The following is a 26575-nucleotide window of genomic DNA, read 5'->3' as shown; positions in this document are numbered from 1 at the left end:
ATGGATACGTTAATTTTTGAAGTTGGTACAGCTTTAGTTTTAGTGGCAATTGCAGCGGTAATTGCTGGAAAATTTAAATTCTCAGTAATTCCTTTTCTAATTGTTCTTGGAATGTTAGTAGGACCGCATGCACCGACAATAGGTGTTATCGATCTCAAATTTATTGAAAGTGCAAGTGTAATTTCCTTCCTTGGACGGATTGGGGTTCTATTCCTTCTATTCTATCTAGGATTAGAATTTTCAATGAAAAAACTAATTAAATCTGGACGCTCTATTGCGATTGGCGGAACGATTTATATTTTAATTAACTTTTCACTTGGTTTGTTATACGGATTTATAATGGGATTCCCATTACTAGAAATCTTAATTATTGCGGGTATTATTACGATTTCTTCTAGCGCTATCGTTGCTAAAGTGTTAGTGGACTTAAGAAGAACTGGTAATAATGAAACCGAATTAATTTTAGGAATTATTATGTTTGAAGATATATTCCTTGCTGTATATTTATCAGTTGTTTCTGGTTTAGTACTAGGGGATCACGCTTCCTTCTTAGGCGCCCTTACTTCAATTGGAATTGCTTTAGGATATATGCTTCTATTCTTTATAGTAGCTAGAAAGGCTACGCCGTTATTAAATAAATTGCTCAATATTAGCTCAGATGAAATCTTTATTATTGTAGTATTTGCTTCGTTATTCTTCATTGCTGGTTTTTCAGAAACAATTCACGTTGCAGAAGCGATTGGGGCACTTCTTCTAGGATTAGTTTTCTCTGAGACAGAGCATAGTGATCGAATTGAACATCTTGTTGTTCCATTCAGAGATTTTTTCGGAGCTATTTTCTTCTTCAGCTTCGGGTTAAGTATTGATCCGTTCTCATTAGGCGGAGCGATATGGTTAACGTTAGGTGCTGTCCTTCTTACAATAATCGGCAACTTTGTAGCAGGAATGATTGCAGGAAGACAAGCAGGGTTATCTCATAAAGCATCAACAAATATCGGATTAACAATCGTTTCACGAGGAGAGTTCTCCATCATTATGGCTAATATCGGTATCGCCGGTGGTTTAATGTCAGTACTGAAACCCTTCTCAGCACTATACGTGCTTATACTATCCATTTTAGGCCCACTTCTGACAAAAGAGTCGAAGAATGTATATAAATTCTTAAATAAAATCTTTAAGTGGGATACGAAGACTAACTAAATTTAAAAAAATAAAGTACAAGATATTTCCTGCTTGTACTTTTATTTTTGCAATGAAAACAGTAAAGAGAGGTAAATGATGTTAGGAGAGTTGATTCATTCGGTTTTAGTTTTTTTAGAAGGACTTGGTTATTGGGGAATTATGCTTGGATTAATGCTAGAGGTTATTCCAAGTGAAATCGTATTGTCTTATGCAGGTTATTTAGTATCAACAGGAAGCATTACATTTTGGGGCGCTGTCGCGTTTGGTACAATTGGTGGTGTAATTGCACAACTATTCATTTATTGGATCGGTCGATACGGAGGAAGACCTGTTCTTGAGCGATATGGAAAATATATTTTAATTCAGAAGAAACATATTGATTATGCTGAAGATTGGTTTAATCGTTACGGAACTGGCGTTATCTTTACCGCACGTTTTATTCCGGTTGTGCGTCATGCTATTTCGATACCAGCGGGTATTGCGAAAATGTCACATGCTAAGTTTATTACGCTAACTACATTAGCTGTTATTCCGTGGTCAATTGTGTTTGTATATTTAGGTTTTAAATTAGGCACAGAGTGGGAAAGTATTAATAAAGTAGCTGGGCCATATGTGAAATACTTTGCACTTGCTGCTATTGTTTGTGCAATTGGTTACTTTGTATTAAAAAAAATGATGAGAAAAAAATGATTACGGAAAAGGAATCTATGTCGACATAGATTCCTTTTTTATCACGCTATTTGCCGGGCAGTAAGATCCCCCACCTCAAAATTCAGAAGTTAGGTGGGGGGCGGGCTGCCCGTAAAAGCCCGATTGGTGAGGGCTGATAATCAGTGGGGATGAACAAAATTCCCACTGATTAAAGTTTCACTTTATTGGCATTTTTTCAAGGATGAAAGAATACGTTTAATATTTACCATATTGTGGCATACATATAGAAAAAGGTTGCTTGGAAAGGGGAATAAAGAGAAATGGAACTCCAGTTTCAAAATGTATATCAACAGGTAGAGAATTGGTATGTGTTGGATTCGGAGCTTCATTGGGATGTCAAAAAGCTGAGAGAGGATTTGTTTTCTCTTATTGAAGCATGTAAAACACCCGTTATTTTTTGTGATACGTGTGATGCAAACGATGTGCTTCTATCATTAGGGGAAGAGGAAGAAGAATTTCTATTCCCAGTAGGTGGTTTTTATCATAAAGAAAAACAATTAATCTTCGTTTGTATGTGGGAAGAGTATGAGCAAGTTCTCAAAACGCTACTGCATGAATTTCGCCATGCGATGCAGCATAAGAGAGACATATTGTATGTGGGAAGTGAACGGTACGAAGAGCGGTGGATTGAAAACGATGCGAGGAAGTTCGCGGAGAGGAAATTGGATGAATATAAGAGTAGAAAGTTAATGTAAAGCATAGTGGAGAAATAGCGCTGTGCTTTCTTTGTGCTTATTAAAAATAAGTATTTGACTTTTATAAAGTTTAGTTCTAAACTAATGGTATAAAACGAGCGAGGTGATGAAATGAAAACAGAAGATAGACTAGGGCTACTATTATGGTTTCGTTTATCACGTTTTTATAATAAGAGTATTCGTGAGACGAATCAGCATTTGAAAAACTGGAATGTATCTGCCGCCCAGTTTGATGTGTTAGCTCAAGTTGGAGGACATGATCGTTTAACGCAGCAAGAACTTGGAAATAAGCTATTTGTTACGAAAGGAAATGTAACGCAGCTTTTAAATAAAATGGAGCAGCTTGAGTGGATTTCGCGTGAACAAGAGGGTACTACGAAATATATTTCTTTAACAGAAAAGGGAAGAGCTTTATATGAGGAAATCGTCCCACCTCAAGAAACGTTCCAAGCGGAGAAGTTTCATAATTTAAATATAGAGGAACAAAAGCAATTATTAACACTACTAAAAAAGTTACAGTAAGAAAAAATTTTAAAATAAATCTCGAATTCGAGATAGTATGAGGTGAAGGATATGTTTAGAAAAGTTGATCATAAAAATATGGGCAGAGCAAATCATGGTTGGTTAAATACACATTTTCATTTTTCTTTTGCCAATTACTATAATCCAAATAACATGAACTTCGGAGCGTTACGTGTTATTAATGATGATCTAGTAGCGGCACAAACTGGTTTTAATATGCATCCGCATCGCGATATGGAAATCATTTCGTACGTTGTAGATGGTGCTTTAACACATGAAGATAGCATGGGGAACCGCGGAACAATTGAGCGAGGACATGTTCAATATATGAGTGCTGGCACAGGTGTATTTCATAGCGAGCATAATTTAGGAAATGAAACACTACGTTTATTACAAATTTGGATTTTACCAGATCGTGCGGATCATAAACCAAACTATGGTGAGTTTAAATTTGATTGGAGCGAGCGTGAAAACGAATGGTTCCATATGGTATCTCCAGTAGAAGGGGAGGCACCAATTCAAATTCACCAAGATGCAAATTTATATTCTTTATCGTTAGATGCCGGAAAAGAAATTCATTTTCCTGTGCGAGAAGGCCGTCAATTGTATCTTGTTCAAATTGAAGGAAGCAGTGTAATAAATGGTGAAACGTTTGTTATGCGTGATGCAGCAGAATCTGTAGAAGAAGATATTCACATTCAAGCGAAAGGGCAATCACACTATTTAGCAATTGAATTGAAAAAACAATAAAAGGTTTATAGAAAAGAGGACATCTGATAGGATGTCCTCTTTTTTGATTGGAATTATCTGAAAAATGTTTCTCAAATTTTCGGTAGAGGTATCGGCTACAAAAATCAGAATTTTATAAAAGTGTCAAAAATCTTTATGGGAATGGGGAATGTTATAGTGAAAAAGCAAGTCATTTCATCAGCATTAGCGTTAACTGTTATCGCCGGGGGATTTGGAGCGTTTGGGGCAACGACAACGAAAGCGGAAGAACAAAAAATCCAATATCATCAAGAATTTAAAACACCTGCATACATAGGTGAAGAATGGAAAGCACCGGAAGGACTAGATAAAAAAGAGACGGTCTTTCAATACTTAGAGAGTAAGAAAGATATGTTTAAATTAGCAGGAAATATTGAAAAGCATTTTAATATCGTTGGAGAAGAAAAAGACGCTGAATCTGACACGACACATGTGAAGCTAGTTGAGAAACATAATAACATTCCTGTGTACGGTTCTGATCAAACTGTTACACTTGATAAAGAGAATAATGTAAAAGCATTCTTCGGACAAGTTATTCCGAATTTAGATGATAAAAATATCCCTGCATCTGCAAGCATTAGTGCGGAACAAGCAGAAACAATTGCAAAGGCAGATATTGAGAAAGAAATTGGTAAAGTAAAGAATTATGACGGTGTTAAAAAAGATTTATTTGTATATGAAAAGGACGGTAATTACTACCTTGCATATTTAGTTAAGGCATCGATTTCAAAACCAGCTCCAGGGTATTGGCATTATTTTGTTGATGCAACAAATGGAAATGTTATTGAGAAATATAATGCTGTAGATCACGTTACAGGGTTTGGCTACGGAGTATTAGGTGCTAGACAATCATTTGAAATTGCCCAAGATGAAAAAACGGGAGTATTCAACTTATTTGACGGTAAACGAGGACAAGGTATTCACACATTTGATGCAGAAAATATGGATGAAAACTTGTTTAATTTATTCTCACAATGGCTTGGATATACAGGCGAAGAAGTTGAAAGTAAATCTAAGTTCTTCGAAGATAAAGCTGCAGTTGATGCGCATGTAAATGCAGGAAAAGTATATGATTACTACAAAAAAACATTTAATCGTAACTCTTTCGATGATAAAGGTGCGAAGCTTATTTCAACTGTTCACGTAGGGGAGAGCTGGAATAACGCAGCTTGGAACGGTGTGCAAATGATGTATGGTGATGGCGATGGAAAAACATTCATTCCATTATCTGCTGGACTTGATGTTATCGGTCACGAATTAACGCATGCTGTAACTGAACATACAGCAAACCTTGTTTATAAAAATGAGTCAGGGGCGTTAAATGAATCGTTATCTGATATTATGGGTGTTATGGTTGAGAAGAAGAGTTGGGATTTAGGTGCTGACATTTATACACCTGGTAAACCAGGCGATGCACTTCGTTCACTAAAAGATCCAGCGTCTATTCCAAACCCATTAAAACCAGGTGAAGGTTACCCAGATCATTATAGTAAACGTTATACTGGAACAGCTGATAATGGCGGTGTTCATATTAACAGTAGTATTAATAATAAAGCTGCTTATTTAGTATCTGAAGGCGGAGATCATTACGGCGTGAAAGTAACTGGAGTGGGCCGTGAAGCGACAGAAAAAATTTACTACCGCGCTCTTACGAAATATTTAACTGCAAATTCTGACTTTAAAATGATGCGTCAAGCTGTTCTTCAGTCAGCTGAGGACTTATATGGTCAAAACTCTAAAGCTGTACAAGCTGTAACGAAAGCTTATGATGCAGTAGGCGTAAAATAATAGGTGAAAAAAACCTGACTAGAATGTCAGGTTTTTTTCTTTATCCCGCTATTTGCCGGGCGGTAAGAACCCCACCTCAAAATTCAGCGGAAGCAAAGAAGTTAGGTGGGGGCCTGCTGCCCGTAAAAGCCTGATTGGTGAGGGCTGATAATCAGTGGGGAATGAACAAAACCCCCAATGATTAAAGTTTCACTTTATTCCGCTAGTCGCGAATACCTAATGCGATTTTCGCCATACGTGACATACGTTCTTTCGACCACGGTGGATTCCAAACGACATTTACTTCTATTTCATTAACTTCAGGTACGTTTGTTGATAATACTTTTTTAACGTCTGATACGATTTGCCCAGCCATTGGACAACCGATAGAAGTCATAGTCATCGTAATGACAGCATTATTATTTTCATCTGCTGTAACATCATACACTAATCCAAGATTAACGATATCAACACCTAGTTCAGGGTCAATAACAGCTTCTAAATTAGCCAATAATTTATTTTCAAATGCTTCTTGTGACATAAGCAGCCCCTCCTACATTTTAATGATATCGATTCTCATTATAACGGAAATGAGCATAATGTGCAGGAAATGAGCTCAAAAAAAATATCCCTCTTTCAAACAGGGATATTTTTTGAAAATCTATTCTGTTTTAAAATGAGATACGAGTTGATCTAACTCTTCAACTGTTTGTTTCATTTTTCCAGCAGTTACTGTCATTTCATTCATAACGATAACTTTCTGTTCAGCAGATTGTGCCGTTGCGGCGGTTTCGCTGGATACTTCAGTCGAGATAGAAGCGATGTTATTAAGTGAAGCATTCATTTCTTCAGCACTTGCAGCCATCTCTTCAGCGGTTGCTGATATGTCTTGCATTTGAGTAGATACTTTATTTACTTGTTCTACAATTGTTGTGAAAGAAGTACCAGCTTCACGAATAACATTAATGCCTTCAAATGCTTCAGAACGGCCTTGAGACATCATAGAGCTAGCAGTTTCTGTATCATTTTGAATTTGATGTAGTAATTGATTAATGTCTGTTGCAGCTGTTTTAGATTGTTCAGCAAGTTTTCGAACTTCGTCAGCTACGACAGCAAATCCTTTTCCTTGCTCGCCAGCACGAGCAGCCTCAATAGAAGCATTTAAAGCAAGTAAGTTTGTTTGCTCAGCGATATTAGAAATAGATTGTACAGCGGTATCGATATATTTCGTATGAGTGATTAGACGTTCAACCACTTCTGACGTAGCATTTACAGCTTCGTGTATCGTTGTCATTTGTGAAACGGATTTTTGGATAACGGTACTTCCATCGCTAGCATGTTCAGATGTGGCAACAGCAAGTTCCGCTACAGATGAAGCAGATTCAGCAATACGTTGAACACTTACTGCCATATCGTCCATTGCAGTTGAACTTTCTTCCATACTAGAAGTTTGTGATTGAATACTTGCGTTTAAGTTAGACATTGAGCTTTGGACTCTTACTGTCGCCTCACGTGATGTATTCGTTTTTTCTAGCATGTTTTCAGAAGCGGTTTGTACTTCCACTGATGTTTTTTGAACACGATTAATGATATGTTGTAGGTTTTCTAACATTTTATTAAATGATGTTGCGATAGCACCGATTTCATCGTTGCTATTTACTTGCAGACGTGCCGTTAAGTCACCTTCTTGAGAAGCTAACTCTTTTAGTTTTGTATCGATTTGTTGAATTGGTTTCACAAGTTTACCAGAGAACCACCATGCAAGAATAATTGCAACGACAATACAAATAACAAGTGATAGAAAGACTGCATATTCAATTCCTACTGAAGATTGATCAATTTTTTCAATAGATTGTTCACGTAATTTAGCTTGCTCATTACTGTAATTTGTGAAATCACCAATTACTTTATAGACAGTGCCATTTTCTGTAGAAGCTACTTGTAAAGCTTCTTCCCATTTTTGTTCTTTTGCAAGAGTGAATACTTTTCCTTCAACGAACTTTCTCCAAGTGGACCCCAATTCCATTGTGCTTTTCACGGACGAAGAAACATTTGGATTAGAAAGAAGTTTATCTTTCGAATCCTCCAGACGTTTACTCATCTCATTAAACTTGTCTAATTCGACTTGATCGTGTTGTAGTAAATAACCTCTTAAAGCAGAGAGCTGTACTTGATAAGCATCTCCACGTTCTTTCAATTCTGTTGCCAGTGGAGAAATTTCTTTTTGTAATGTTTCAGCTTTACGAGATTGGTCAATAGCAAAAAATAAAATAAATGCTAAGGCGATACCAAATAAAGCGCAAATCGTTCCCATCATGAACATAAGTTTTTTTCTGATACTTACAAAATTCATATGATAAAAAGCCTCCTTTGTGAAATCTTAGTATTAGAATTAATTAATTTAAAAAATGAAAGAAAGCTTTAATCCAGTTGGAAGAAAGCTTTCTTATTTCCTTTAGGAATTATAGCAGACGGAATGAGAGATAGAAAGATATATTTTAAAGTGAAAAAAGAGAGACTGTAAAACTTTCTTTCCTATACCTTTGAGCTTGTGTCATTTTCACTTTAAGCGTTTGTTTTGAAATGAGAAACGAGAATTTCAAGTTCTTGTACGATTGTTTTCATTTCAGATGATTTGTTAGCCACGATACTCATTTTGTTTACTTGATCACCAGCTGAATGTGCTGTTTGTGATGTTTCTGCAGCAACTTCGTTTGAAATAGAAGCGATATTATTTAAAGCTGCGTTCATTTCTTCAGAGCTTGCAGCCATCTCTTCAGCAGTTGCAGACATTTCTTGCATTTGCGTAGAGACTTTGTTAATGTGGTTAACAATTTCTGAGAATGAAGATCCGGCGGTACGAATAACCGTAATTCCTTCAGAAGCTTCTGCTTGACCTTGTGTCATCATGTCATTTGCTATTTTTGTATCGGCTTGAATTTGATGCAGTAAATGGTTAATGTCGGTTGCGGCTAGTTGAGATTGTTCAGCAAGTTTTCGAACTTCATCGGCAACAACAGCGAATCCTTTGCCATGTTCACCAGCACGCGCTGCTTCAATAGAAGCATTTAAAGCGAGTAAATTTGTTTGTTCGGCGATATTCGAAATAGATTGAAGTGCAGTATCGATATGATTTGTATGTGTAATGAGTCGCTCAACTACTTGTGATGTAGCGTTAACAGCTTCGTTAATTGTATGCATTTGTGTAATAGATTTCTCAATGACTTTATTCCCATCATCTGCTTTTTCTGAGGTTGTGACAGCTAAACTAGTAACAGAAGAGGCGGCCTCAGCGATACGCTGAACACTCGTTGCCATGTCATCCATTGAGGTTGAACTTTCTTCAATGCTAGAAACTTGTGAACGAATATTGTGTTCAAGAGCATTCATAGTTTCTTGTGTCCTTGCGGTATTTTCCATAGAAGCGGTTGTTTCGATAAATACATTTTCGGAAGCTTCTTTTACACTTGTTGATGTTTGTTGAACTTGTTTTATTATATGCTGCAAGTTAGTGAGCATTTGATTAAAGGAATTTGCAATGTCACCAATTTCATCTTTACTCGTTACGTGTAATCTAGCCGTTAAATCTCCATCTTGAGAAGCTAATTCTTTCAACTTCTCATCAATTTGTCGAATTGGCTTAACGAGTTTACCAGAGAACCACCATGCTAATAAAATAGACGTTAATGTACATGTAATGAGTGAGAAGAAAATAATATATTGAATAAGTGATGAAGAAGACTCAACGTCAGCAATTAATGCGTCACGTTTCTCATTCTCTTCATTTGTATATTTATTAAAACGACCTAAAAGATCATTTACATAATCTGTTTGTGCTAAAGCAATTTTAGATGCTTCGTCCCATTTTCCTTCATGCGCAAGAGGTAGTACCTCATTATCTATGACGCTACGCCATTTTCCCCCCATTAAAATGGCTTCTTTCATTCCTTCTGGGAGCTTTTTGTCACTTGTTACTTTCTCTCTAGTATCAGCTAATTTTTTCCCTTCTCGGTTGAACTTATCTAATCCTTTTTGATCATGTGATAGCAAATATTCTTGTAAACCAGCAACTTGTGCCTGGAACCAATCGCCACGTTCTTTTAAAATCGTCGCTCTTTTCGATACATCATTTTTTAACGTTTCGATTTCACTTGCTTGATTCATGGCGAATGAAAGAATAACAATAAGAGCAATGCTAAATAAAGAAGAAATGCTTAAGAGTGTGAACAGTAGTTTTTTTCGAATACTAACATATTTCATCGTTACCCCTACCCTCATCTAAACTGTTTATTATGATTTATAGATATTTGGAGCGAAATTAATAAAAACATTATTATGAAGTTATTAATCTGTTCAATGAAAATTATAGCAGATAATGGAAGGAGTCAGATTGGTATTAGAAAAAGTTCTTAAAATGTATACATTTGCATATCATAAAATCCATAAATAAATATTAGAAATGCTATTGAAATTTGAAATAACATCATGTATACTTCTAATTAGTTGATAACGATTATCAGTATCAACTAAAACATTACTCTTCGTTATGTTGGTCATACCCCTTTTTGACGACGTAAGTCAGAGACGAAATGTTGAAATATCTTGTGTCCTATTCTACAGAATTATGGTAATCTCCAACCTCAACTTATATGCGCGAGCATGCAAAAAAGGATCCTATCCGTGAAGGGATCCTTTTTTGCATGCTCGCGCAATTATTGTATATAGACCAGGGATACGTCCTTCGATTCCTTCTGGTGCAGTAGAAGGAAAGACCCATCTTTGATGAGATCCATGTTCTTCAACTAGTTTTTCAATTTTAAAATGTTCTTCCGCGAGCGTTGTAATAATTTCTCCTAACGTCCAGCGACGGATGGTTGTTTTAGGTAGCGATTCTTTCTGTGCTTCTGTAAGAAGGATGCTATAAGCAACATCATCTTCAATTAATTCTTCATCAAAATAATTTCCATTGGCCTGAAATGATGGGTGGTCGACTCCTAATAATTTCGTGTAAACAGGATGATAGTCACGAAGGATAAGCATTCCATCTCCTTTAAGCATGGTAGCAATTTTTTGAAAGAGCGGTTTTAAATCTAGAAAGTAATGGAGTACACCAAGTTCCAGCAATACGATATCAAATGATTCGGAGAGCTGCACATTTAATACATCAGAAACGACATACTGGATAGAGACACCTGCTGCGTCCGCAAGTTCATTTGCATATTTTGCATTACTTGCTGAAATATCAACAACTGTTACGTTAGAGCCTAAAAGGGCGAGTGCGACAGCCTTATTCCCTTTTGACCCGAGTAAATTAATAATACGTTTTCCTTTCGGAGATTGTATGTAAGGTAAATAGTGATCTACTTCGCGCGCGGGGTCTTTCATGAGCTTTTTTGCATAATCAGCTGGCGCTCCATGGCGATTCGTCCAAGCTTCATAAGCAGCTGCATTCCAGCTTTTTTCATTACGTGTGCTTAATTGTTTTTGATTCAATCATATCACTCCTTTTGTGAACGTATAGTTATTCGGCAGGGGGATGGGATTTCCTTTTCTTTCTGGATAAAAGTTTGATTTTTCTGTGATTAAGTCGTACAATACTTGTTATACGTAAAAGCGTTGAAAAGGAAAAGTAGGATGAACACATTCTTTCCAGAGAGCTTCGGTAGCTGAGAAGAAGCAAGAATATTCATTTGAACAATGGCCTTTGAGCTTCGTCCTGAACTTATCAAATGATAATAGTAGGCGGCGACGAGAGTTGGTACTCGTTATCAAAACCACAGTATAAGAGCATATAGCTCCGTACTTGTTAAGGCTAATTATGTGAGTAATTAGCGAAATAAGGTGGTACCGCGACTGTTTATACAGCCCCGCCCTTATCTTTTTTTAGATAAGGGCGGGGCTTTTTTATATTTAAAAGGAGGAATGTAAGATGAGTATTTTTATTGGAGGCGCTTGGCCGTATGCAAATGGTTCGTTACACCTTGGACATATTGCAAGTTTATTACCAGGAGATATTTTAGCACGTTATTACCGGGCAAAAGGTGAGGATGTGCTGTATGTTTCAGGGAGTGATTGTAATGGAACACCGATTACAATTAGAGCAAAACAAGAAGGTGTGACAGCAAAAGAAATTGCTAATAAGTACCATGAAGAATTCCAGCGATGTTTTCGTGATCTCGGTTTTACGTATGATTGCTATACACGTACAGATAGCGAACATCATCATGAAACGGTTCAAAATGTTTTTTTACGTTTATTAGAAGAAGGACATATTTATAAAAAAACAGTGGAACAAGCGTACTGTAAAACGTGTACGCAGTTTTTACCGGATCGTTATGTAGAAGGAATATGTCCACATTGCCATGAAGCAGCAAGAGGCGATCAATGCGATGCGTGTTCAGCTATTTTAGATCCACTCGATTTGTTAGAAAAGAAATGTAAGTTATGTGGTAGTACACCATCCGTACAGGAAACAGAGCATTTCTATTTCGCATTGCATACATTTCAGGAGCAAATTAAAAGGGATGTAGAAATTGCCAAACAAACAGGGACATGGCGCGACAATGCGATTCAACTAACAGAGAGATATGTAAAGGAAGGATTACTAGATAGGGCCGTATCACGTGATTTACCAATTGGGGTACCAATTCCAGTAGAAGGGTATGAAGATAAGAAAATTTACGTATGGATTGAAGCAGTGACAGGATATTATTCAGCGAGTAAACATTGGGCTGAAGAAACAGGAAAAGATGATCATGAGTTTTGGAATAGCGATGCGCAAACATATTATGTACACGGCAAGGATAATATTCCATTTCACTCCATCATTTGGCCAGCGGTATTACTTGGAATAGGGGAGGAAGCAATCCCGCGTCATATCGTTTCGAATGAGTATTTAACAGTAGAGAAAAGAAAGTTATCGACAAGTAAAAACTGGGCAGTATGGGTACCAGACATATTGGAACGCTATGATCCAGATTCTATTCGTTATTTTTTAACGATAAATGCACCAGAAAATCGTGATACTGATTTTTCGTGGCGTGAATTCATTTACAGTCATAATAGTGAATTGTTAGGGGCATATGGAAACTTCGTGAACCGGACATTAAAGTTTATTGAAAAGTATTATGATGGCATTGTACCGAAGGGAACTATCAATGTAGAGCTGAAAGATAAAGTAGAAGGACTATATAAAAATGTAGGAGAGGCGATTGAGCAAACTAAATTTAAAGTGGCGTTAGAGACAATATTTGATGCAGTACGTTTTGCAAATAAATATTTTGATGAGAGGCAGCCTTGGAAAGAAAGAGAAGATGATTCAGTTTCATGTGAAGAAACGATTTATAATTGTATTTATCTTATTGCTAATTTTGCAAATCTCCTTGAACCATTTTTACCATTTTCAAGTGAAAGAGTTCGAAACACATTGTCGATTGTTAAACGAAATTGGGAACCGCAAAATACGTTGCCGAATAGAATTGATAGCGTACAGCCATTATTTGAGCGAATCGATGTAAAACAAATTGAGCATGAGATAGAGAAGCTGTATGGAGCGGTAAAATGAGATAGAGAAAAAGACCTTTCAAGTAAATGAAAGGTCTTTTGTTATGTAGTATGATTCTCTTTCTTATCTTTCAAAAAGAAAAGTACAGCAAGGATTACAAGAATAATAGCTGCAATATCATACGTTATTTTAAATGTAGTATTAAAGTTTAAGTACTCTACGAAAGGAGTTTTCACTGCTCCTGCATATATACAAACGGGAATGAGAAGTAAATCGTAAAATTTCTTTTCTTTCATATATCTTATTAGGAAGAAGATACACATAATAGCAAAAAATACGATGCTTAAAATAGTCATTTATACCTCCCGATAAATTTACTTATTTTAATTGCAGTTATATTTTTATCCCGCATTAACGGGCAGTAAGACTCCACCTCAAAATTCAGCGAAAGCGAAGAAGTTAGGTGGGATCAACTGCCCGTAAAAGCCCGATTGGTGAGGGCTGATAATCAGTGGGGGATGAACAAAACCCCCACTGATTAAAGTTTCACTTTATATAAATTCTGTATTTTTTTTCAAGCGCTATGCACGCGATTATGTTTCCTTTCTTTCCTAGCCGTAAGCAGCTGGGGAGTGAAAATTCCAAGCAATATAAAAATAATTCCAATCCACTGCATGAAGGTTACGACTTCATGTACAAGTGTAATAGAAGCGATAATAGCAGTTGGTAATTCAGCTGCACCTAATATCGTGCTAAGTCCTGTTCCAACTTTTGGTACACCTATTGAAAAACAAATGACAGGTACAACAACGCCGAATAATCCGAGGAAGAAAGCATATTTCCATAGACCAGCTTGCAGGGCACCATCTGTTAAAAAGGTCGGCGGGAAGAATAGGCATACGATAAGAGTCGCACTTGTTGTCATAAGAAAGCTTTTCGTATAAGGGGGAACATCTGTAGCAACGCGTCCGCTTGCAAAAACATAGAATGAAAAAGAGACAGCAGCTAATAGTCCAAAGATAATCCCTTTCGTAGAAAAACTTTGTCCGAGGCCTTCAAATATACCACCTGCAAACAATGTACCAGCAAATAAAATAAGGATAGATATGATCTTATCGCGGCTTGGAAATGTTCGATTTGCAATTGCTTCGATAATGACACCAATCCAAGTGAACTGAAAGAGTAGGACGACAGCGATAGATGCGGGTAGCTCTTCTACAGAAATAGCGTAGAAAATTCCAGTCATACTCATTGTTGTTCCGACGGTTAGTAATGAAAAGAATTGTTTTTTTGTTACTTTATGACGTGAAAAGAAAAGAACGAGTAGAAATAGTCCAATCCATCCGAAGACATATTGTCCTCCTAATAGTTGATGTGCTGAAAATCCACTTAGGAATCCGAGTTTGAAAATAGTTGAGAGTATGCCGTAGCTGCAAGCACCGAATAAAACGAGCAATGAATATTTAAACTTATCCATGAAAAATCCTCCTTTTAAGTAATAAAAAACGCCCGCTATCCAAATAAGGATAACGGGCGAACGAAACAGAGTAAGACACTCTACAAAATTCCGCCACTCACACATGAAGTATGAGTTTGGGGTATGTAATTATAGCGAATGTTACATTGCTTTTGGGAATACAATAGAGCATTTTACACCTTGAGCTGTGTTTTGTATCCCGTAAGGAAACTGATGTTTATCTAATATTTGTTTCACGATATATAATCCAAGACCACTACCTTGTACTAAACCGTGTTTATCAGGGTTTGCACGATAGAAAGGCTCAAATAAATGAGCAAGTTTATCTTCATCAATTTGTGAACCTGTATTTAATACTTCTAATGCGTAACCGTTTGGTTTTTCATAAAGCTTTATATATACGTGCTGATGGTCAATTGTATAATGAATTGCATTTGAAATAATGTTAAAAATAGCAGTTTGAATAAATTTAGGATCAGCTAAAATTTGTACGTCGTGTTTAATATTAGATTGTACATTTAATTGTTTTACAGATACAAAGTAATCTACTTTCTTCATAACATCCTCAATAATATTAGATAAAGAAATGACTTCTAAATTCGGTTTAAATTGAGGGTTTTGTATTTTGGATAATTCCGACATTTTTTCCGTTAATATGTTAATGTCTTGCATCATTTCATAGGAACGTTTTAAATATTTATCTCTATCTTTATAAGCTCCAATTCCGTGAATCATGCCATCTAGTTGTCCCATAACCGCTGCGATTGGTGTTTTTAATTCATGGGATACCATAGACATAAATTCTTTACGAGATTGCTCTAATTGTTGTTCCTTTTTGAGCTCATTTCTTAAATCTTGATTGCTTGCATGTAAATTCTTCACAATATTTGGTACTTGTGAAGCGGCTACTTGCAAATTAAAATCTGTTTGATCTGTATTTTTGTTAAGTAGCTTTTTATCTGAGAAATCAAGATTCATAATATCTTTTAAAGCATCGCTCATATATTGAAAAGGTTTGGCAATTAGTTTTGTATAAATTAAAGATCCGAGTAGTGATAATGCAAGCATTGTCGCGCCAATATGTGGAGCTAATTGCTGCAACGCATCTGCTAACTTTGGATTATCATTTGTATCATTTGTTTTACTTGCTGCATTTTGTGTATGTAAGGCATCATTATTAGCGGCTTTCTTTTCTGCTTCTGTAAGCGGATTAGAAGTGCTATTTTTCCCCGAAAGGTTTTGTGTATGTTCTTTTGCTTTTGCAGTTTGGCTAGGCTGCAAAAGGTGATTGATAGCTGTAGAAAGAGATTTATAATCTATAATAGAAGATTGGAAATTGGAAATGCTTCCCTCTGACACAGCTTTATTTTGATTCGTTTTACTTTGATTGTTTTGCTTATCTAAATCCGCCTGTTCTGTAGTCGGCGTTCCATTTTCTTTCGCAAAACGTTCTTTATCGTAGTTTGAAGCTAGAAAGTAAATAATTTGATAAAGACAAAGTGATAAAAGAATACAAAATAATAAGGTTTTGATGAAAATATTTTTGGTGATGTTGTCTTTGCTACGATTCGATTTTGTAGCCAATGCCTTTCACCGTTTTAATATAAGTAATTCCTAATTTTTTTCTTAAGTTTTTAATATGTGTATCTATAACTCTTACATCACCATAATGTTCATAGCCCCATACCTTATTCAACAAATCACTTCTTGATAATACTTTTCCTCGATTTTGCAGTAAAGTATAAATAATTTCAAATTCTTTTGTTGTCAATTCAATTTGATTACCATGAACATAAGCTGCATATGCTGTAGAGTTTAACATCAATTCATGGAATTGTAGTATAGTTGCAGCTTCTGCTTCCTTCGTTGCTGCCCTTCTTAATACAGCCTCTACACGCTTAATAAATACAGTGTAATGGAACGGTTTCGTAATATAGTCATCAATACCTAACTCAAATCCTTTAATTTCACTTTCTTCATTATGTAAGCCTGTTAACATAATGATTGGTACATCAGATTGTCCTCGCATAATTTTACAAATACTATAGCCATCTATATCTGGTAACATTACATCGAGGAGGACAAGATCGTATGAATTTTTTTGGAAAAGAAGAATACCTTCTGTTCCAGCACCAACTACATCAACAGTAAAGTTTTGTGCCATTAGAAATTCACGAATTAGTTCTTGTATATCTGGGTTGTCTTCAATCACCAGTATATGCGTCATAGTAACACCTCCTAAATAACGCTTTTTACTGCAATATTCGAATTCATCATTTTTCGAGTGACTCAGATTGTTTATACATATAATAAGCCCCCGCTATAAAATAATCATGAAGGTAGCAAGGGGAATAGTTTAGTGTTACTGAATAGTTCAGAATTACAGTAGTTCTATTATAGTATGTATTATAAAATTTATAAAACATTATAACTGTATAATTTTAATATCTACGTTTATCAATGTTTAGATATCAGCTAATCAAATCTATTCCTATTATATATGTAAATACAGTTGTTTTGCTACTGTAAATGAATAAATAAAATAAGCCAAGACATAAAATTCTTGGCTACACATAAATCTTGTTTTTGGGCTATTTTACAGTGACAGTAGCTTGCTGCTGAACGCGCTCAAATAACCAGTGTATATCATTGTTATACATACGAATACAACCAAGTGTTGTTGCTTTGCCGATTGCTTGATTATTGTTAGTTCCGTGAATCGCATAAGTTGTTCCGTAAGTTCCTGCCATATTTAATCCGAGCCAACGGTCACCAAGTGGATTACGTGGATCGCCGCCTTTAATTTTGCCTGTATAATAAGGACGGTTTTTAATTTTATTTACGATTTGAAAAGTGCCTTTAGGTGTAGGTGTTGCAGCTTTTCCAGTAGCGACAGTAAAACTTTTTATAAATTTTCCATCCTGATAATAATCCATTTTATTTAACTGAGTGTCTACGATTAATTGATCTTTCGTTGTAGCTGCCTCTGCACTAGCGAATGGAAGAGTTAAAAATCCTAATGATAAAAGTGCGCTTAATAATAATTTTTTCATTGTTATTCTCCTTTTACTATCGTAAGAGTCTTACATACAATGAAGTTGTAATCCTCGTAATGCTTTATTTACATTTTCATCTAATGTTTCAAAGAATGTAGTGATTTTGCTGTTGTGTTTGTTGTTATCAATAAGTAATCTTTCATTTAATAAAAGCTCACCACGTAGTCCAAAACTTTGAACTTGAATATTTAGCTCATCTTCATTTTCAGAGATGATTGGTAAGAAATAATGAAAAGCTTTTGTTGGAATGATGTAGCTTTTGCCAATCATGCTTTCTTGATTTGAATTAATCCATTTTTTCGTGACAATTTTAATATTCTTTTTTGAAACGATAAAAGATAGTGTTGTAGATTTTGTTAAACTTACGTCAAATTCACTTGTTTCACAGATTTGTAAATTAAAAACGGTTTCATTTTGATGAGATTCAACATTTGTATTAATAAAATCGTGCATTTTATATGCTTCCATTTCGTATTCACCCTTTTTTCAATTTCGAAAAACGACTTATATTTATTCAAATTAATGCTTAGTCATATATTGGTTAAATTTTTCAACAAATTCCGATATAATCTTACAATACGTATATGAAGCTAATATGAAGTTAGCATGAGTTTGTGATGGTTTTTTATTGAGAACAAAATAAGAGAGGTTTTTTAGTGCTAAAAAATGGATAAAATCTGCATGTTATTAATGCGCCTTTTCGCTATTTCGACTTGAAAAATGATTTTTACTAATTAATAAAGAACGGAAATCATTAGTGTGACCCTTACAAAAATGTAATAAAAATGTAAGCTATTGTGATAGTTATTTCGACAATTTTTTTATACAATAATAGTAAGAAGTTGTACGTGATTGAAAGGAGAGATGACATGGAATGGATTCATGAATTATTTCAGCAATACGGGTACTATGTTGTACTTGTTGGCTTGCTGTTAGAATATATTGCACTTCCGTTTCCGGGAGAGCCGACATTAGCATATGCGGGATTTTTAGCGCAGAAGGGTGATTTAAGTTTACCGATTTTAATCATTCTATCCTTTATTGGGACAAGTGTAGGAATGACGATTCAATACTTTTTAGGAAATAAATTAGGTATGCCTTTCATTCAAAAGTATGGAAAATACGTATTTTTAACACAAAGAAAAATTGATTTAACGAGAATGTGGTTTGATAAGTATGGGTACTTCCTGATTTTTATTGGTTTCTTTATTCCTGGTGTACGTCATTTCACAGGATACTTTGCAGGAATTATTAATTTACCATTCCGTCGTTTTGCCATTACAATTTATTCAGGCGCTCTATTTTGGGTATCATTCTTCTTAATCGGTGGTTACTGGTTAGGTGGAAACTTACATGATATCTTTGGAGTGTTAGAAGGTCATATCGGTAAAATCATTTTTGGAGTGATTGTGATTGTAGCGGTTACGTTAAGTATTCGTTTCCGTAAGCAGTTAAAACGAGTATTACTACAAAACGCAAGCTAATATGAAATCCATTCTATGTCAGAATTTAGGAAGGCAGTGCAAAAGCACTGCCTTTTTTATTTTATCCCGCTATTTGCCGGGCAGTAAGACCCCCGCCTCAAAATTCAGCGGAGGCAAAGAAGTTAGGTGGGGGCCCTGCTGCCCGTAAAAGCCCGATTGGTGAGGGCTGATTAAAGTTTTACTTTATATTCCAATCTATTTTTAACTTTCCTTTTAGCTGATTTCCGCTAACTATAATGTAATAAGTTCCTGTCTTAATTGCCGCGAAATGATATGTATTAGGGCCAGCTGGAGCTAAGTAATTTTCTTCCTCTTGAAATTCACTAGCCATTTTTACGTCTCCCATGTAGCCATTCGAATTTTCAGCTCGTGATTCAATGGTAAATTCTAATATGTCACCTCGTTTTAGTTCAATTGGGACTTTATGTTCACCACTAAAATGTTGAAAAGATGCTTCGAAAGAGTTATCTGTTTTTGTTTCGACCCATTGTTCTTTTGATGTTCCAAACCTTTCTAAATCTATTAAGTTGATTGTGATAAATATAATAAACATAATGCTTGGTACGAAATATTGTACCCACTTAAATTTTGTTGCTATGACTGTACATAAAAAGAAAGAAAGAGAACATACTGCTCCAATTGATCCGAGTAACAAGAACTGTATTAGACTAGCTTCTTTAAACATTAGGAAGGGAAGAAAAAATAAATAGCCGCAAAAAATATAAAGTAATATTGTCTTCAGTCTTGTATGTGTTTTTAATTTCAATTTATCGATACAAATAGAACAAACAATTGCATATGCAGCAAGAATAGGAACGAAGGGAACAAATAGTAGTTCTCGTAATCCAGCTAAGAAACTATATAATGTTTGTTGACTAGTTGTTAAGAGAAGCGTGCTAATAAGTGATAATAACAAGAAAGTCGCTGTAAGCTTAGTAAGAATATAGGAAAAAGTAGATATTTTATTCATATGTCACTTCCTTTGTTTAATATTTCACATTCATTATATAGGTTATTTCCATCATAATACATCTTTATTTTTGTCAATTATTAACGTCAAAATGACAATTATAATTGACAAAAATAAGGATATTATTTACAATTTTAATTAAATAAATGAAAAAGAGGGAAGACATGAAGCTTCAAAATCGAGTGAGGGAATTGCGAGCAAAGCATCGTTTATCACAAGGGGATTTAGGGAAAGCGATTGGATCATCACGGCAAACGATTAGTTTAATTGAGCGTGGGGATTATGCACCATCTATTGTATTGTCGTTAAAAATCGCACAAATTTTCAATGTATCGGTGGAGGAAATATTCACGTTAGTGGAGGGGGAAGAGGATGATGAAGAGTAAACGAAAAAAACAATTTGATTCTGTGGGGAAAATAGCGTTAAGTATGATGGGTGGCTTTTTAACGTCTTATATAGCTTTAAATTTACTCTCGGATGAACCGAGAAAATTATCATCCAATACATTTATAGGTCTATGTACTATTTTTGGAATCTTAATGATGTACTACACTTGGAAGAATACGCGTATGTTAGCGGAGGCACGCGATGAAGAAGAGAGCGTACAAGGCAGAAAATTAGGCATTATAAGTATATATTTACGTGTAGGTGATATAGTGACGCAGGCATGGTTTGTATATGCAGTTATTACATGTAGACGTGCACTGTTGCAGGATACTAATGTTTCATTTGCGGTGTGGAATTTAGTAGCTTCTATTGTTTGTTTAACTACTGTAGTGATTATCGGGCTCATAACAAAAAATCGTTATAATAAGCTATATCCTGAACAAGGTGTAACGTATATGGAATCTATGAAAATGTGGACGAAAAACGCAGATGAAGGATTAAAGCACATTGTGCATGAGGCTGGATATAAAGCGTATGAATTTACGAATACAATATTGGCATATGTATGGTGGGCTGCCGTTATATATACAGCTGCTAGTGATATCGATTTTGTGTTAATTGGTTTAATCTCATTTATTTGGATATTGCATCTCGGGAAGTTCATGTACGAAATGCAGAGAAAAATGATTTATTAAGGGGAGAAAAAGGTGGATATTTTAAGAAGGCCAGCTGGCTCAATGACAGTGGCGCTAATTCTGTCCATTTTATACGGAGTAATCCGAACTGGGAAATTAGAAGTAATTTTGAACCTATGGGCAATAGTTGGAATTGCATTGTTAGTGTTAGCCATTCATGAGTTAGGACATGTAGTATTTGGTGTAATAGTTGGTTTGACATTTAAATTTATGACAGTAGGACCCATTACTATTCAAAAAGAAAAAGGAAAATTACGCATTCGAGAAAATAAATTATGGGCGTACTTTGGAGGCGTTGCAACACTAGTACCACCTTCTATAGAGACACCTAACCTTTCGAAAAAATGGGCTTGGCTCACTTTAGGTGGACCCATTACGAGTTTACTATTTGGTATTACTTCCGGTTACATATACATGGTAAGTTATTATCAATATCTTTTATATTTTTCCTTTTTCCATTTTGCAATCTTTGCAGTTACAATTGTGCCGATAAAAGGAACACTTATGAGTGATGGGATGCAATTTCTTATTTTAATTAAAGATGATGAAAGAGCTAGAAATCATTTATATGAGATTCAAATATCGAGTGAGTTATTTAGTTATAAAAGACCGAAAGATTGGGATGAAAGATTAGTAGAACTTAGTGAGGAAAAAATAAAAGAGAATAAAGGCATAAGAGAGATAATGAGTAGACTTATGCTCGTCTTTTTTGCTCGTGCGGATCAAGAGGGAATGGAAAGAGCGATACCGTATATAAAACAAATTGTTCAACTACCTGTAACGAAAGAAAATAAGTTTTTCGTTAGTAGTTTTCATAGTTGGTATCTTTTATATAAAGCCCTTTATCAGATGGACAGTCTTTCTTTGCAAGAAGCAAAGGAACATGCAAAGGCCATTACAAAAATGGACCTAAACGGATATTACCGTACACAAGGAATTATTAAATATTTAGAGGGCAATATGGAAGCGTCCCGTATTTATATGAAGAAAGCTGATAAAGAATTAAAGAGTGCCGAGAAGAGTGAGATGGGATATTTACAATTAGAAAGAGAATGGTTGGAGCAGCTGAAAGAGAGGGTATCTTACGATGGGTGAGGTATCCTCTTTTTTATATGTCATCTTATGCCGTTCCATAAACAGCCTAGGGCGAGTAAAATAAGATAAGAAGAGCACAGCTTGGAGGAAGTAAATATGGAAATTTTATCAATTATTTTGATAGTCTTGCTCATTTATGTTGTTTTTAAAGTGGCATATGTAGCATTAAAGATACTCGCGATCCTATTAATTATCTTTTTAATCGTAGAGTTCGGCAGTAAGTTGCTTGGGGGATAGGGTATGTTGTGCATTTTGGATGTCTAAGGTTGTCGTTAAATCGATATCTTGTGCCGAATCGTCGATATAATGAAAAAATCGTTGATATAAGTGGAGAAACGATCGATATATTTGAAAAATCGTTGATATATTTTAGTGAATACGAAGTGGGGTATGTGGAAAAGAAGTTGCCGTTGGGTAGCTTCTTTTTATTGTAGTGCCGGTGTATGCAAACCAACATAAAAAAGCTGGAAGAATTCCTTCCAGCTTAAGAGTTACTTTCAATTTGGCGACCGCTATCTTCTTCATTGTCTTGTAATAGGTTGAATACGTCTGCTAAGCAGAATGCAATGAACCAAGTCCATAGACCGTGGAAGAAAGCTGAGCTTAATTGAAGTGGTAATGTATAGTTTGTCATTGAGTAGGAAATACATCCACCAACGATTCCAATCATTGTTAATAACATTGTTTTCTGAGCATTTTCTTCTGGATTGAAGAGGAAGTAAATGTATCCGCCTAAAATTGAAGCGCTTACAAGTGTTTCGATTCCATTAAAAATGATATTCTCTCCAAGCTGTGTGTTTGTCCAGAAACAAATCGTACCGCCGATAATAGCAAACAGGACAGCTATTGTATATCGTATATATTGATTCATATTTTCATCTCCCTATGTAATAAGATGATTTGGAAGTCAAAAAGGTAGGTATAGTATATTGAAGTGAGTTTTAATTGTACGTATCTTTTTATAAAAAGATCATTGAAGAGTAACTAAGATGATCGGTTGTTTAAACCGTTACGTGTATGGTGTCTGAAATATACCCGACTGCTCGTTTCTTTTTGCTTGTAAAATAAGAGAAACTTCCAAGTCTATATACTCTTTTTTTGTGAGTCTGCTTTCATTATAACACATTTAGGGACATAATAATAGAATTATCTGATTTTGTAATAAGTGTAAAAAATAAAAAGCGCAAGGAGATACCATTAACAATGCAGTTTAGTGGAAGAAGGATTTTAATTTATTATGATGAAATATGTAATCAAGGTGAGATCTAAGAAGGAGGCTTAAATACAATAAAAAATGTTTTGTAACATGAATGTAAGGGAGGGGAGCTAACTTGGAGATCACAACAGAAAGATTAATAATTAGACCTTTTAAGAGTACTGATTTACAGGATGTATTTGCTATTTATAATAATGATGATACATGTAAGTTCCTATTACATAATAAGTGGACTCATGAAGACATGCAGAAAAGATTTAATAAGAAGCTAGCAAACAATTTACTTACTGAAGAATCAATATTAAGTTTGGCAGTTATATACAAGACTAAAGTAGTTGGTGATTTATCCGTATGGTACACAAATATGAAGGACACTGTTGAGATTGGTTATAGTTTTTCAAATGAAGTAGCTGGAAGAGGTTTGGCAACAGAAGCAGTAAGTAGTTTGGTATTTAAATTATTTAATGAATGTAATGTACATCGTATACAAGCTAATCTTGATGCACGTAATACAGCTTCAAAAAAATTGTGTGAACGAATAGGCATGAGAAAGGAAGCCCATTTCATACAAGATTTTTGGAATAAAAATGAATGGACAGATAGTTTTGTATATGGAATGCTATCCTCCGATTTGTAGTAATAAACTTCGTGATTTTATTATGCTAAAGGGTGCGTTAGTTGAATAACAAAGGGCGTAACATAGTATATATGACTAATATGTTATGCCCTTTAATGTATTAACCTTTTTTATATACGTTTGAAACGGCCGACAATTTCAACTGTTTCAGTAATGTTCATAAATGCTTTGTTATCCACTTGACGGATAATACGTTTCATTTCGCCTAACTCATAGCGAGTCACGACAGTGTAAATCATTTTTTTCTTATGGTTTGTATAGCCGCCGACAGCGTCTACCATTGTCACCCCGCGTATGCCGTGATGTAGTAGTGCGCTTTTTATTTCCTCGCCTTTTTCTGTAATAGTCATTATCGTTAATTTAATATGTTTCGTATGCACAGCATCGATAACTTTGCTGACTACAAATCGACTAATTAACGTATAAAGTGTAATATCCCATCCGAAAATAAAACCTGCTGCGACAAGTAAGATTAAGTTGAATACAAATATGATTGCTCCAATTGAAACATCTCTATATTTCGCTACAATCAATCCAACAACATCAAAACCACCTGTTGAAGAAGCAAATCGGAATATAATTCCTGAAGCTGCTCCGCAGATAACACCACCGAATACAGAAGAAAGTAAAATATCGTCTGAAACTTGGTGTACCGGGATAATGTTCATCGCTAAAGATGACACAGCTACAAAGTACGCTGTTAAAAAGGTTGTCTTCTTGCCTAAGTAAAAGTGACTTAAAATAAGAAGAGGAATGTTTAGTAAAAAGATAAGTGCACCGATATTGTAGTGCATTAAATAACCGATAATCATCCCTACACCAGCGAATCCACCGCTAATCATATTATGCGGGATAAAAAACATATTCATAGAAATTGCATACAAAATAGAAGCTATAAAAATAACAACCAACTGAATCATAAATTCTAAATGAAATGTTTTAGCTGCTGGGAAGGATAAAAAGGCGGTGTCGGGAACGTAATCGGCGTCTCCTAGTTGACCCATAGTATGTTTCATCTCCATATTCATTTTTGATTACAAGAAGAGAATAAAGGTTTTTTCAAAAACTGGCAATAGTTTTATTATAATGCAAAAATTTTATAAATTTCTAATAAATCAAGCCTATTCATTGATGTGCGTGAATATACTAAAGAAAGCGAATACAACGTTTCTTAATTATTGTTTTCTTGAGAAAATATGCAAAATACTTTTTTTGAAAATAAAAGGAAATAGAGAATGTTTGCCTAATGTGCTAAAATGACCTTATTAAGGATGTGAAGCGATGGAATTTTTATTGCAGGATGCAATTTTATATATATCGTTTGTAACGACGGCACTTTGTTTATTAGAAGTTTTCTTCCTTGCTAATGTTTCTCGCTTTGTGCGTCAACAAGCATCAAGCGGTAGACAAAGAGCTTTTACGTTAGTTGATACATGTGAAGATAGTGCGGGAAATGTACCGCTATTTTCTATTTTTTATAAATATGGGATGATTCGTTCTGTACGCAGACAAGAATCAAGTGAAGAGAATGACGAGGTCGGTCCGTATACACCAATGTTTCGCTAAATAATTACGAAACATTGGAGGAATGAACATGTTAAAATCATACCGAGCTGTGCTCGTTAGTTTATCATTATTACTTGTTTTTGTTTTATCTGGTTGCAGTAATGCGGCCCCAATTGATGCACATAGTACTGGGATTTGGGATCATTATTTTGTATATCCAATCTCGTTTATGATTCAATTTGTCGCTCATCATATACCTGGAGCTAGCTTTGGGATTGCCATCATTATTATGACGCTCGTTATTCGTTCAGCAATGATTCCATTAGCTGTTTCGCAATATCGCAGCCAAGCGAAAATGAAGAAAATGCAACCTGAATTGCAGAAGTTAAAGAAAAAGTACGGTGATGTAGGCAAAGATCTTGAAAAACAAAAGCAGTATCAAAAAGAAATGTCAGAACTAATGAAATCAGGCGGTTGGAATCCACTTGCTGGTTGCTGGCCAATTTTTATACAAATGCCGATTTTCTCTGCTTTGTATTATGCGATTAGTAGAACGGAAGAGATTCGCACATCTTCGTTTTTATGGGTGAACTTAGGACATGCAGATCCATATCATATATTACCGATTATTGCAGCGTTAACGACATTTATTCAGATGAAAGTTTTCCAATCTAATATTACACCTGGAGAACAAGTACAGATGCTAAAGATGCAGCAAATTATGATGCCGGCAATGATTCTATTTATGGGGTTTGCGGCGCCATCAGGACTTGTATTGTACTGGATAACAGGTAACTTATTTACAATGACACAAACAATTGTATTAAGAAAAATAATGGAACGTGAAGAGTTACAATTACAAAAAGCATAGAGAAATACCGCTCATTACGAGCGGTGTTTTT

28 protein-coding genes and 1 other annotated feature are annotated in these 26575 nt (G+C 35.2%); of the genes, 15 read left to right on the top strand and 13 right to left on the bottom strand.

Features of this window, described 5'->3' with window-relative positions; all coding sequences use genetic code 11:
- The 6 genes from JFU02_RS16670 (at position 1) to nprB (ending at position 5666) form a co-directional block, all read left to right on the top strand.
- Complete coding sequence (locus tag JFU02_RS16670) at positions 1–1200, top strand: cation:proton antiporter (RefSeq protein ID WP_000380223.1); 1200 nt, start codon at positions 1–3, stop codon at positions 1198–1200.
- A gap of 78 nt (positions 1201–1278) precedes the next feature.
- Positions 1279–1872, top strand: a complete 594-nt coding sequence (uptA, locus tag JFU02_RS16665) for an undecaprenyl phosphate transporter UptA (protein ID WP_000900215.1) — start codon at positions 1279–1281, stop codon at positions 1870–1872.
- 281 nt (positions 1873–2153) lie between these two features.
- Positions 2154–2588 (top strand): DUF3920 family protein, encoded by a 435-nt coding sequence (locus JFU02_RS16660; RefSeq protein WP_201071292.1) that lies wholly within the window; start codon positions 2154–2156, stop codon positions 2586–2588.
- 111 nt (positions 2589–2699) lie between these two features.
- Positions 2700–3110 carry a MarR family winged helix-turn-helix transcriptional regulator gene (locus tag JFU02_RS16655; protein ID WP_000845486.1) on the top strand — a complete coding sequence of 137 codons (411 nt, stop codon included), beginning with the start codon at positions 2700–2702 and terminating at the stop codon, positions 3108–3110.
- Positions 3111–3161: 51 nt separating this feature from the next.
- Entirely contained in the window at positions 3162–3860 is a 699-nt protein-coding gene (locus JFU02_RS16650; RefSeq protein ID WP_086406408.1) for a pirin family protein, read from the top strand.
- Positions 3861–4016: 156 nt separating this feature from the next.
- Positions 4017–5666, top strand: a complete 1650-nt coding sequence (gene nprB / locus JFU02_RS16645) for a neutral protease NprB (RefSeq protein WP_201071289.1) — start codon at positions 4017–4019, stop codon at positions 5664–5666.
- Positions 5667–5868: 202 nt separating this feature from the next.
- Here nprB and JFU02_RS16640 read toward each other — a convergent pair whose 3' ends face one another.
- The 4 genes from JFU02_RS16640 to JFU02_RS16625 form a co-directional block, all read right to left on the bottom strand.
- Positions 5869–6186 (bottom strand): metal-sulfur cluster assembly factor, encoded by a 318-nt coding sequence (locus JFU02_RS16640; RefSeq protein WP_000076422.1) that lies wholly within the window; start codon positions 6184–6186, stop codon positions 5869–5871.
- Positions 6187–6306: 120 nt separating this feature from the next.
- Positions 6307–7998: a methyl-accepting chemotaxis protein gene (locus JFU02_RS16635; protein ID WP_201071286.1), complete on the bottom strand. Its 1692-nt coding sequence runs from the start codon at positions 7996–7998 to the stop codon at positions 6307–6309.
- A 212-nt stretch (positions 7999–8210) separates the two neighbouring features.
- A complete protein-coding gene (locus JFU02_RS16630) occupies positions 8211–9905 on the bottom strand; it encodes a methyl-accepting chemotaxis protein (RefSeq protein ID WP_000878434.1) in 1695 nt (564 codons plus the stop codon).
- 414 nt (positions 9906–10319) lie between these two features.
- Positions 10320–11138, bottom strand: a complete 819-nt coding sequence (locus JFU02_RS16625) for a class I SAM-dependent methyltransferase (protein ID WP_061666128.1) — start codon at positions 11136–11138, stop codon at positions 10320–10322.
- A gap of 114 nt (positions 11139–11252) precedes the next feature.
- Positions 11253–11523, top strand: a binding site (T-box leader).
- A gap of 51 nt (positions 11524–11574) precedes the next feature.
- On the opposite strand from JFU02_RS16625, the gene metG reads away from it, so the two are divergent.
- Entirely contained in the window at positions 11575–13209 is a 1635-nt protein-coding gene (metG, locus tag JFU02_RS16620) for a methionine--tRNA ligase (protein ID WP_000021544.1), read from the top strand.
- A gap of 41 nt (positions 13210–13250) precedes the next feature.
- On the opposite strand, the gene JFU02_RS16615 is transcribed toward metG, so the two are convergent.
- The 6 genes from JFU02_RS16615 to JFU02_RS16590 form a co-directional block, all read right to left on the bottom strand.
- Positions 13251–13505 carry a hypothetical protein gene (locus JFU02_RS16615; RefSeq protein ID WP_061666127.1) on the bottom strand — a complete coding sequence of 85 codons (255 nt, stop codon included), beginning with the start codon at positions 13503–13505 and terminating at the stop codon, positions 13251–13253.
- A 218-nt stretch (positions 13506–13723) separates the two neighbouring features.
- Entirely contained in the window at positions 13724–14626 is a 903-nt protein-coding gene (locus JFU02_RS16610; protein WP_000357151.1) for an EamA family transporter, read from the bottom strand.
- Between the two features lie 141 nt (positions 14627–14767).
- On the bottom strand, positions 14768–16210 hold the full coding sequence (locus tag JFU02_RS16605) for a sensor histidine kinase (protein WP_000201955.1): 1443 nt from the start codon (positions 16208–16210) through the stop codon (positions 14768–14770).
- Positions 16188–16853, bottom strand: coding sequence for a response regulator transcription factor (locus JFU02_RS16600; protein ID WP_000148834.1), 666 nt, complete (start codon positions 16851–16853; stop codon positions 16188–16190). The genes JFU02_RS16605 and JFU02_RS16600 overlap by 23 nt, the downstream gene beginning before the upstream one ends.
- Before the next feature lie 364 nt (positions 16854–17217).
- Positions 17218–17679, bottom strand: coding sequence for a L,D-transpeptidase (locus JFU02_RS16595; protein WP_000735057.1), 462 nt, complete (start codon positions 17677–17679; stop codon positions 17218–17220).
- Positions 17680–17709: 30 nt separating this feature from the next.
- Complete coding sequence (locus tag JFU02_RS16590; protein WP_000388768.1) at positions 17710–18150, bottom strand: DUF3978 family protein; 441 nt, start codon at positions 18148–18150, stop codon at positions 17710–17712.
- Positions 18151–18551: 401 nt separating this feature from the next.
- Between JFU02_RS16590 and JFU02_RS16585 the strand changes: the two genes are divergently transcribed.
- Complete coding sequence (locus tag JFU02_RS16585) at positions 18552–19166, top strand: DedA family protein (RefSeq protein WP_061666126.1); 615 nt, start codon at positions 18552–18554, stop codon at positions 19164–19166.
- A 178-nt stretch (positions 19167–19344) separates the two neighbouring features.
- Here the strand turns inward: JFU02_RS16585 and JFU02_RS16580 are convergent, their stop codons facing one another.
- The gene (locus JFU02_RS16580; protein WP_061666029.1) at positions 19345–20136 is read right to left on the bottom strand and encodes a hypothetical protein; all 792 of its coding nucleotides are present in this window, start codon (positions 20134–20136) and stop codon (positions 19345–19347) included.
- Between the two features lie 164 nt (positions 20137–20300).
- Between JFU02_RS16580 and JFU02_RS16575 the strand changes: the two genes are divergently transcribed.
- From JFU02_RS16575 to JFU02_RS16560, 4 genes are all read left to right on the top strand, one after another.
- Positions 20301–20522, top strand: a complete 222-nt coding sequence (locus tag JFU02_RS16575; protein WP_000776170.1) for a helix-turn-helix transcriptional regulator — start codon at positions 20301–20303, stop codon at positions 20520–20522.
- A complete protein-coding gene (locus tag JFU02_RS16570; protein ID WP_201071283.1) occupies positions 20512–21219 on the top strand; it encodes a DUF3169 family protein in 708 nt (235 codons plus the stop codon). The genes JFU02_RS16575 and JFU02_RS16570 overlap by 11 nt, the downstream gene beginning before the upstream one ends.
- Positions 21220–21261: 42 nt before the next feature.
- The gene (locus JFU02_RS16565) at positions 21262–22314 is read left to right on the top strand and encodes a site-2 protease family protein (protein WP_061666031.1); all 1053 of its coding nucleotides are present in this window, start codon (positions 21262–21264) and stop codon (positions 22312–22314) included.
- Between the two features lie 96 nt (positions 22315–22410).
- Positions 22411–22551: a DUF3985 family protein gene (locus JFU02_RS16560; RefSeq protein ID WP_000404758.1), complete on the top strand. Its 141-nt coding sequence runs from the start codon at positions 22411–22413 to the stop codon at positions 22549–22551.
- Positions 22552–22798: 247 nt separating this feature from the next.
- On the opposite strand, the gene JFU02_RS16555 is transcribed toward JFU02_RS16560, so the two are convergent.
- Positions 22799–23185 (bottom strand): DUF3938 domain-containing protein, encoded by a 387-nt coding sequence (locus JFU02_RS16555; protein WP_001077773.1) that lies wholly within the window; start codon positions 23183–23185, stop codon positions 22799–22801.
- 460 nt (positions 23186–23645) lie between these two features.
- Between JFU02_RS16555 and JFU02_RS16550 the strand changes: the two genes are divergently transcribed.
- Positions 23646–24167, top strand: a complete 522-nt coding sequence (locus JFU02_RS16550; protein ID WP_098221701.1) for a GNAT family N-acetyltransferase — start codon at positions 23646–23648, stop codon at positions 24165–24167.
- Positions 24168–24277: 110 nt separating this feature from the next.
- On the opposite strand, the gene JFU02_RS16545 is transcribed toward JFU02_RS16550, so the two are convergent.
- Positions 24278–25171 carry a YitT family protein gene (locus tag JFU02_RS16545; protein ID WP_000530044.1) on the bottom strand — a complete coding sequence of 298 codons (894 nt, stop codon included), beginning with the start codon at positions 25169–25171 and terminating at the stop codon, positions 24278–24280.
- Positions 25172–25448: 277 nt separating this feature from the next.
- Here JFU02_RS16545 and JFU02_RS16540 point away from each other — a divergent pair, with 277 nt between their 5' ends.
- Together JFU02_RS16540 and yidC are read left to right on the top strand one after the other, a co-directional pair.
- The gene (locus JFU02_RS16540) at positions 25449–25733 is read left to right on the top strand and encodes a hypothetical protein (protein ID WP_000394934.1); all 285 of its coding nucleotides are present in this window, start codon (positions 25449–25451) and stop codon (positions 25731–25733) included.
- Positions 25734–25761: 28 nt separating this feature from the next.
- Positions 25762–26544 (top strand): membrane protein insertase YidC, encoded by a 783-nt coding sequence (gene yidC / locus JFU02_RS16535; protein WP_000920529.1) that lies wholly within the window; start codon positions 25762–25764, stop codon positions 26542–26544.
- The last annotated feature ends 31 nt before the right edge of the window (positions 26545–26575 follow it).

Origin of the sequence: Bacillus sp. TH13 (genome assembly GCF_016651175.1) — a bacterium.
In the GTDB taxonomy this organism is placed as follows: Bacteria; Bacillota; Bacilli; order Bacillales; family Bacillaceae_G; genus Bacillus_A; species Bacillus_A thuringiensis_S.
The sequence above is the reverse complement of the archived record's forward strand: the minus strand, read 5'-3'. Positions and strand labels throughout refer to the sequence as shown.

What these genes read in the sequence shown, in the direction of transcription:
- JFU02_RS16670 (WP_000380223.1), top strand. Translation starts at nt 1, where the DNA reads ATGGATACGTTAATTTTTGAAGTTGGTACAGCTTTAGTTTTAGTGGCA.
- uptA (WP_000900215.1), top strand. Translation starts at nt 1,279, where the DNA reads ATGTTAGGAGAGTTGATTCATTCGGTTTTAGTTTTTTTAGAAGGACTT.
- JFU02_RS16660 (WP_201071292.1), top strand. Translation starts at nt 2,154, where the DNA reads ATGGAACTCCAGTTTCAAAATGTATATCAACAGGTAGAGAATTGGTAT.
- JFU02_RS16655 (WP_000845486.1), top strand. Translation starts at nt 2,700, where the DNA reads ATGAAAACAGAAGATAGACTAGGGCTACTATTATGGTTTCGTTTATCA.
- JFU02_RS16650 (WP_086406408.1), top strand. Translation starts at nt 3,162, where the DNA reads ATGTTTAGAAAAGTTGATCATAAAAATATGGGCAGAGCAAATCATGGT.
- JFU02_RS16640 (WP_000076422.1), bottom strand. Translation starts at nt 6,186, where the DNA reads ATGTCACAAGAAGCATTTGAAAATAAATTATTGGCTAATTTAGAAGCT.
- JFU02_RS16635 (WP_201071286.1), bottom strand. Translation starts at nt 7,998, where the DNA reads ATGAATTTTGTAAGTATCAGAAAAAAACTTATGTTCATGATGGGAACG.
- JFU02_RS16630 (WP_000878434.1), bottom strand. Translation starts at nt 9,905, where the DNA reads ATGAAATATGTTAGTATTCGAAAAAAACTACTGTTCACACTCTTAAGC.
- metG (WP_000021544.1), top strand. Translation starts at nt 11,575, where the DNA reads ATGAGTATTTTTATTGGAGGCGCTTGGCCGTATGCAAATGGTTCGTTA.
- JFU02_RS16615 (WP_061666127.1), bottom strand. Translation starts at nt 13,505, where the DNA reads ATGACTATTTTAAGCATCGTATTTTTTGCTATTATGTGTATCTTCTTC.
- JFU02_RS16610 (WP_000357151.1), bottom strand. Translation starts at nt 14,626, where the DNA reads ATGGATAAGTTTAAATATTCATTGCTCGTTTTATTCGGTGCTTGCAGC.
- JFU02_RS16600 (WP_000148834.1), bottom strand. Translation starts at nt 16,853, where the DNA reads ATGACGCATATACTGGTGATTGAAGACAACCCAGATATACAAGAACTA.
- JFU02_RS16595 (WP_000735057.1), bottom strand. Translation starts at nt 17,679, where the DNA reads ATGAAAAAATTATTATTAAGCGCACTTTTATCATTAGGATTTTTAACT.
- JFU02_RS16590 (WP_000388768.1), bottom strand. Translation starts at nt 18,150, where the DNA reads ATGGAAGCATATAAAATGCACGATTTTATTAATACAAATGTTGAATCT.
- JFU02_RS16585 (WP_061666126.1), top strand. Translation starts at nt 18,552, where the DNA reads ATGGAATGGATTCATGAATTATTTCAGCAATACGGGTACTATGTTGTA.
- JFU02_RS16580 (WP_061666029.1), bottom strand. Translation starts at nt 20,136, where the DNA reads ATGAATAAAATATCTACTTTTTCCTATATTCTTACTAAGCTTACAGCG.
- JFU02_RS16575 (WP_000776170.1), top strand. Translation starts at nt 20,301, where the DNA reads ATGAAGCTTCAAAATCGAGTGAGGGAATTGCGAGCAAAGCATCGTTTA.
- JFU02_RS16570 (WP_201071283.1), top strand. Translation starts at nt 20,512, where the DNA reads ATGAAGAGTAAACGAAAAAAACAATTTGATTCTGTGGGGAAAATAGCG.
- JFU02_RS16565 (WP_061666031.1), top strand. Translation starts at nt 21,262, where the DNA reads ATGACAGTGGCGCTAATTCTGTCCATTTTATACGGAGTAATCCGAACT.
- JFU02_RS16560 (WP_000404758.1), top strand. Translation starts at nt 22,411, where the DNA reads ATGGAAATTTTATCAATTATTTTGATAGTCTTGCTCATTTATGTTGTT.
- JFU02_RS16555 (WP_001077773.1), bottom strand. Translation starts at nt 23,185, where the DNA reads ATGAATCAATATATACGATATACAATAGCTGTCCTGTTTGCTATTATC.
- JFU02_RS16545 (WP_000530044.1), bottom strand. Translation starts at nt 25,171, where the DNA reads ATGGGTCAACTAGGAGACGCCGATTACGTTCCCGACACCGCCTTTTTA.
- JFU02_RS16540 (WP_000394934.1), top strand. Translation starts at nt 25,449, where the DNA reads ATGGAATTTTTATTGCAGGATGCAATTTTATATATATCGTTTGTAACG.
- yidC (WP_000920529.1), top strand. Translation starts at nt 25,762, where the DNA reads ATGTTAAAATCATACCGAGCTGTGCTCGTTAGTTTATCATTATTACTT.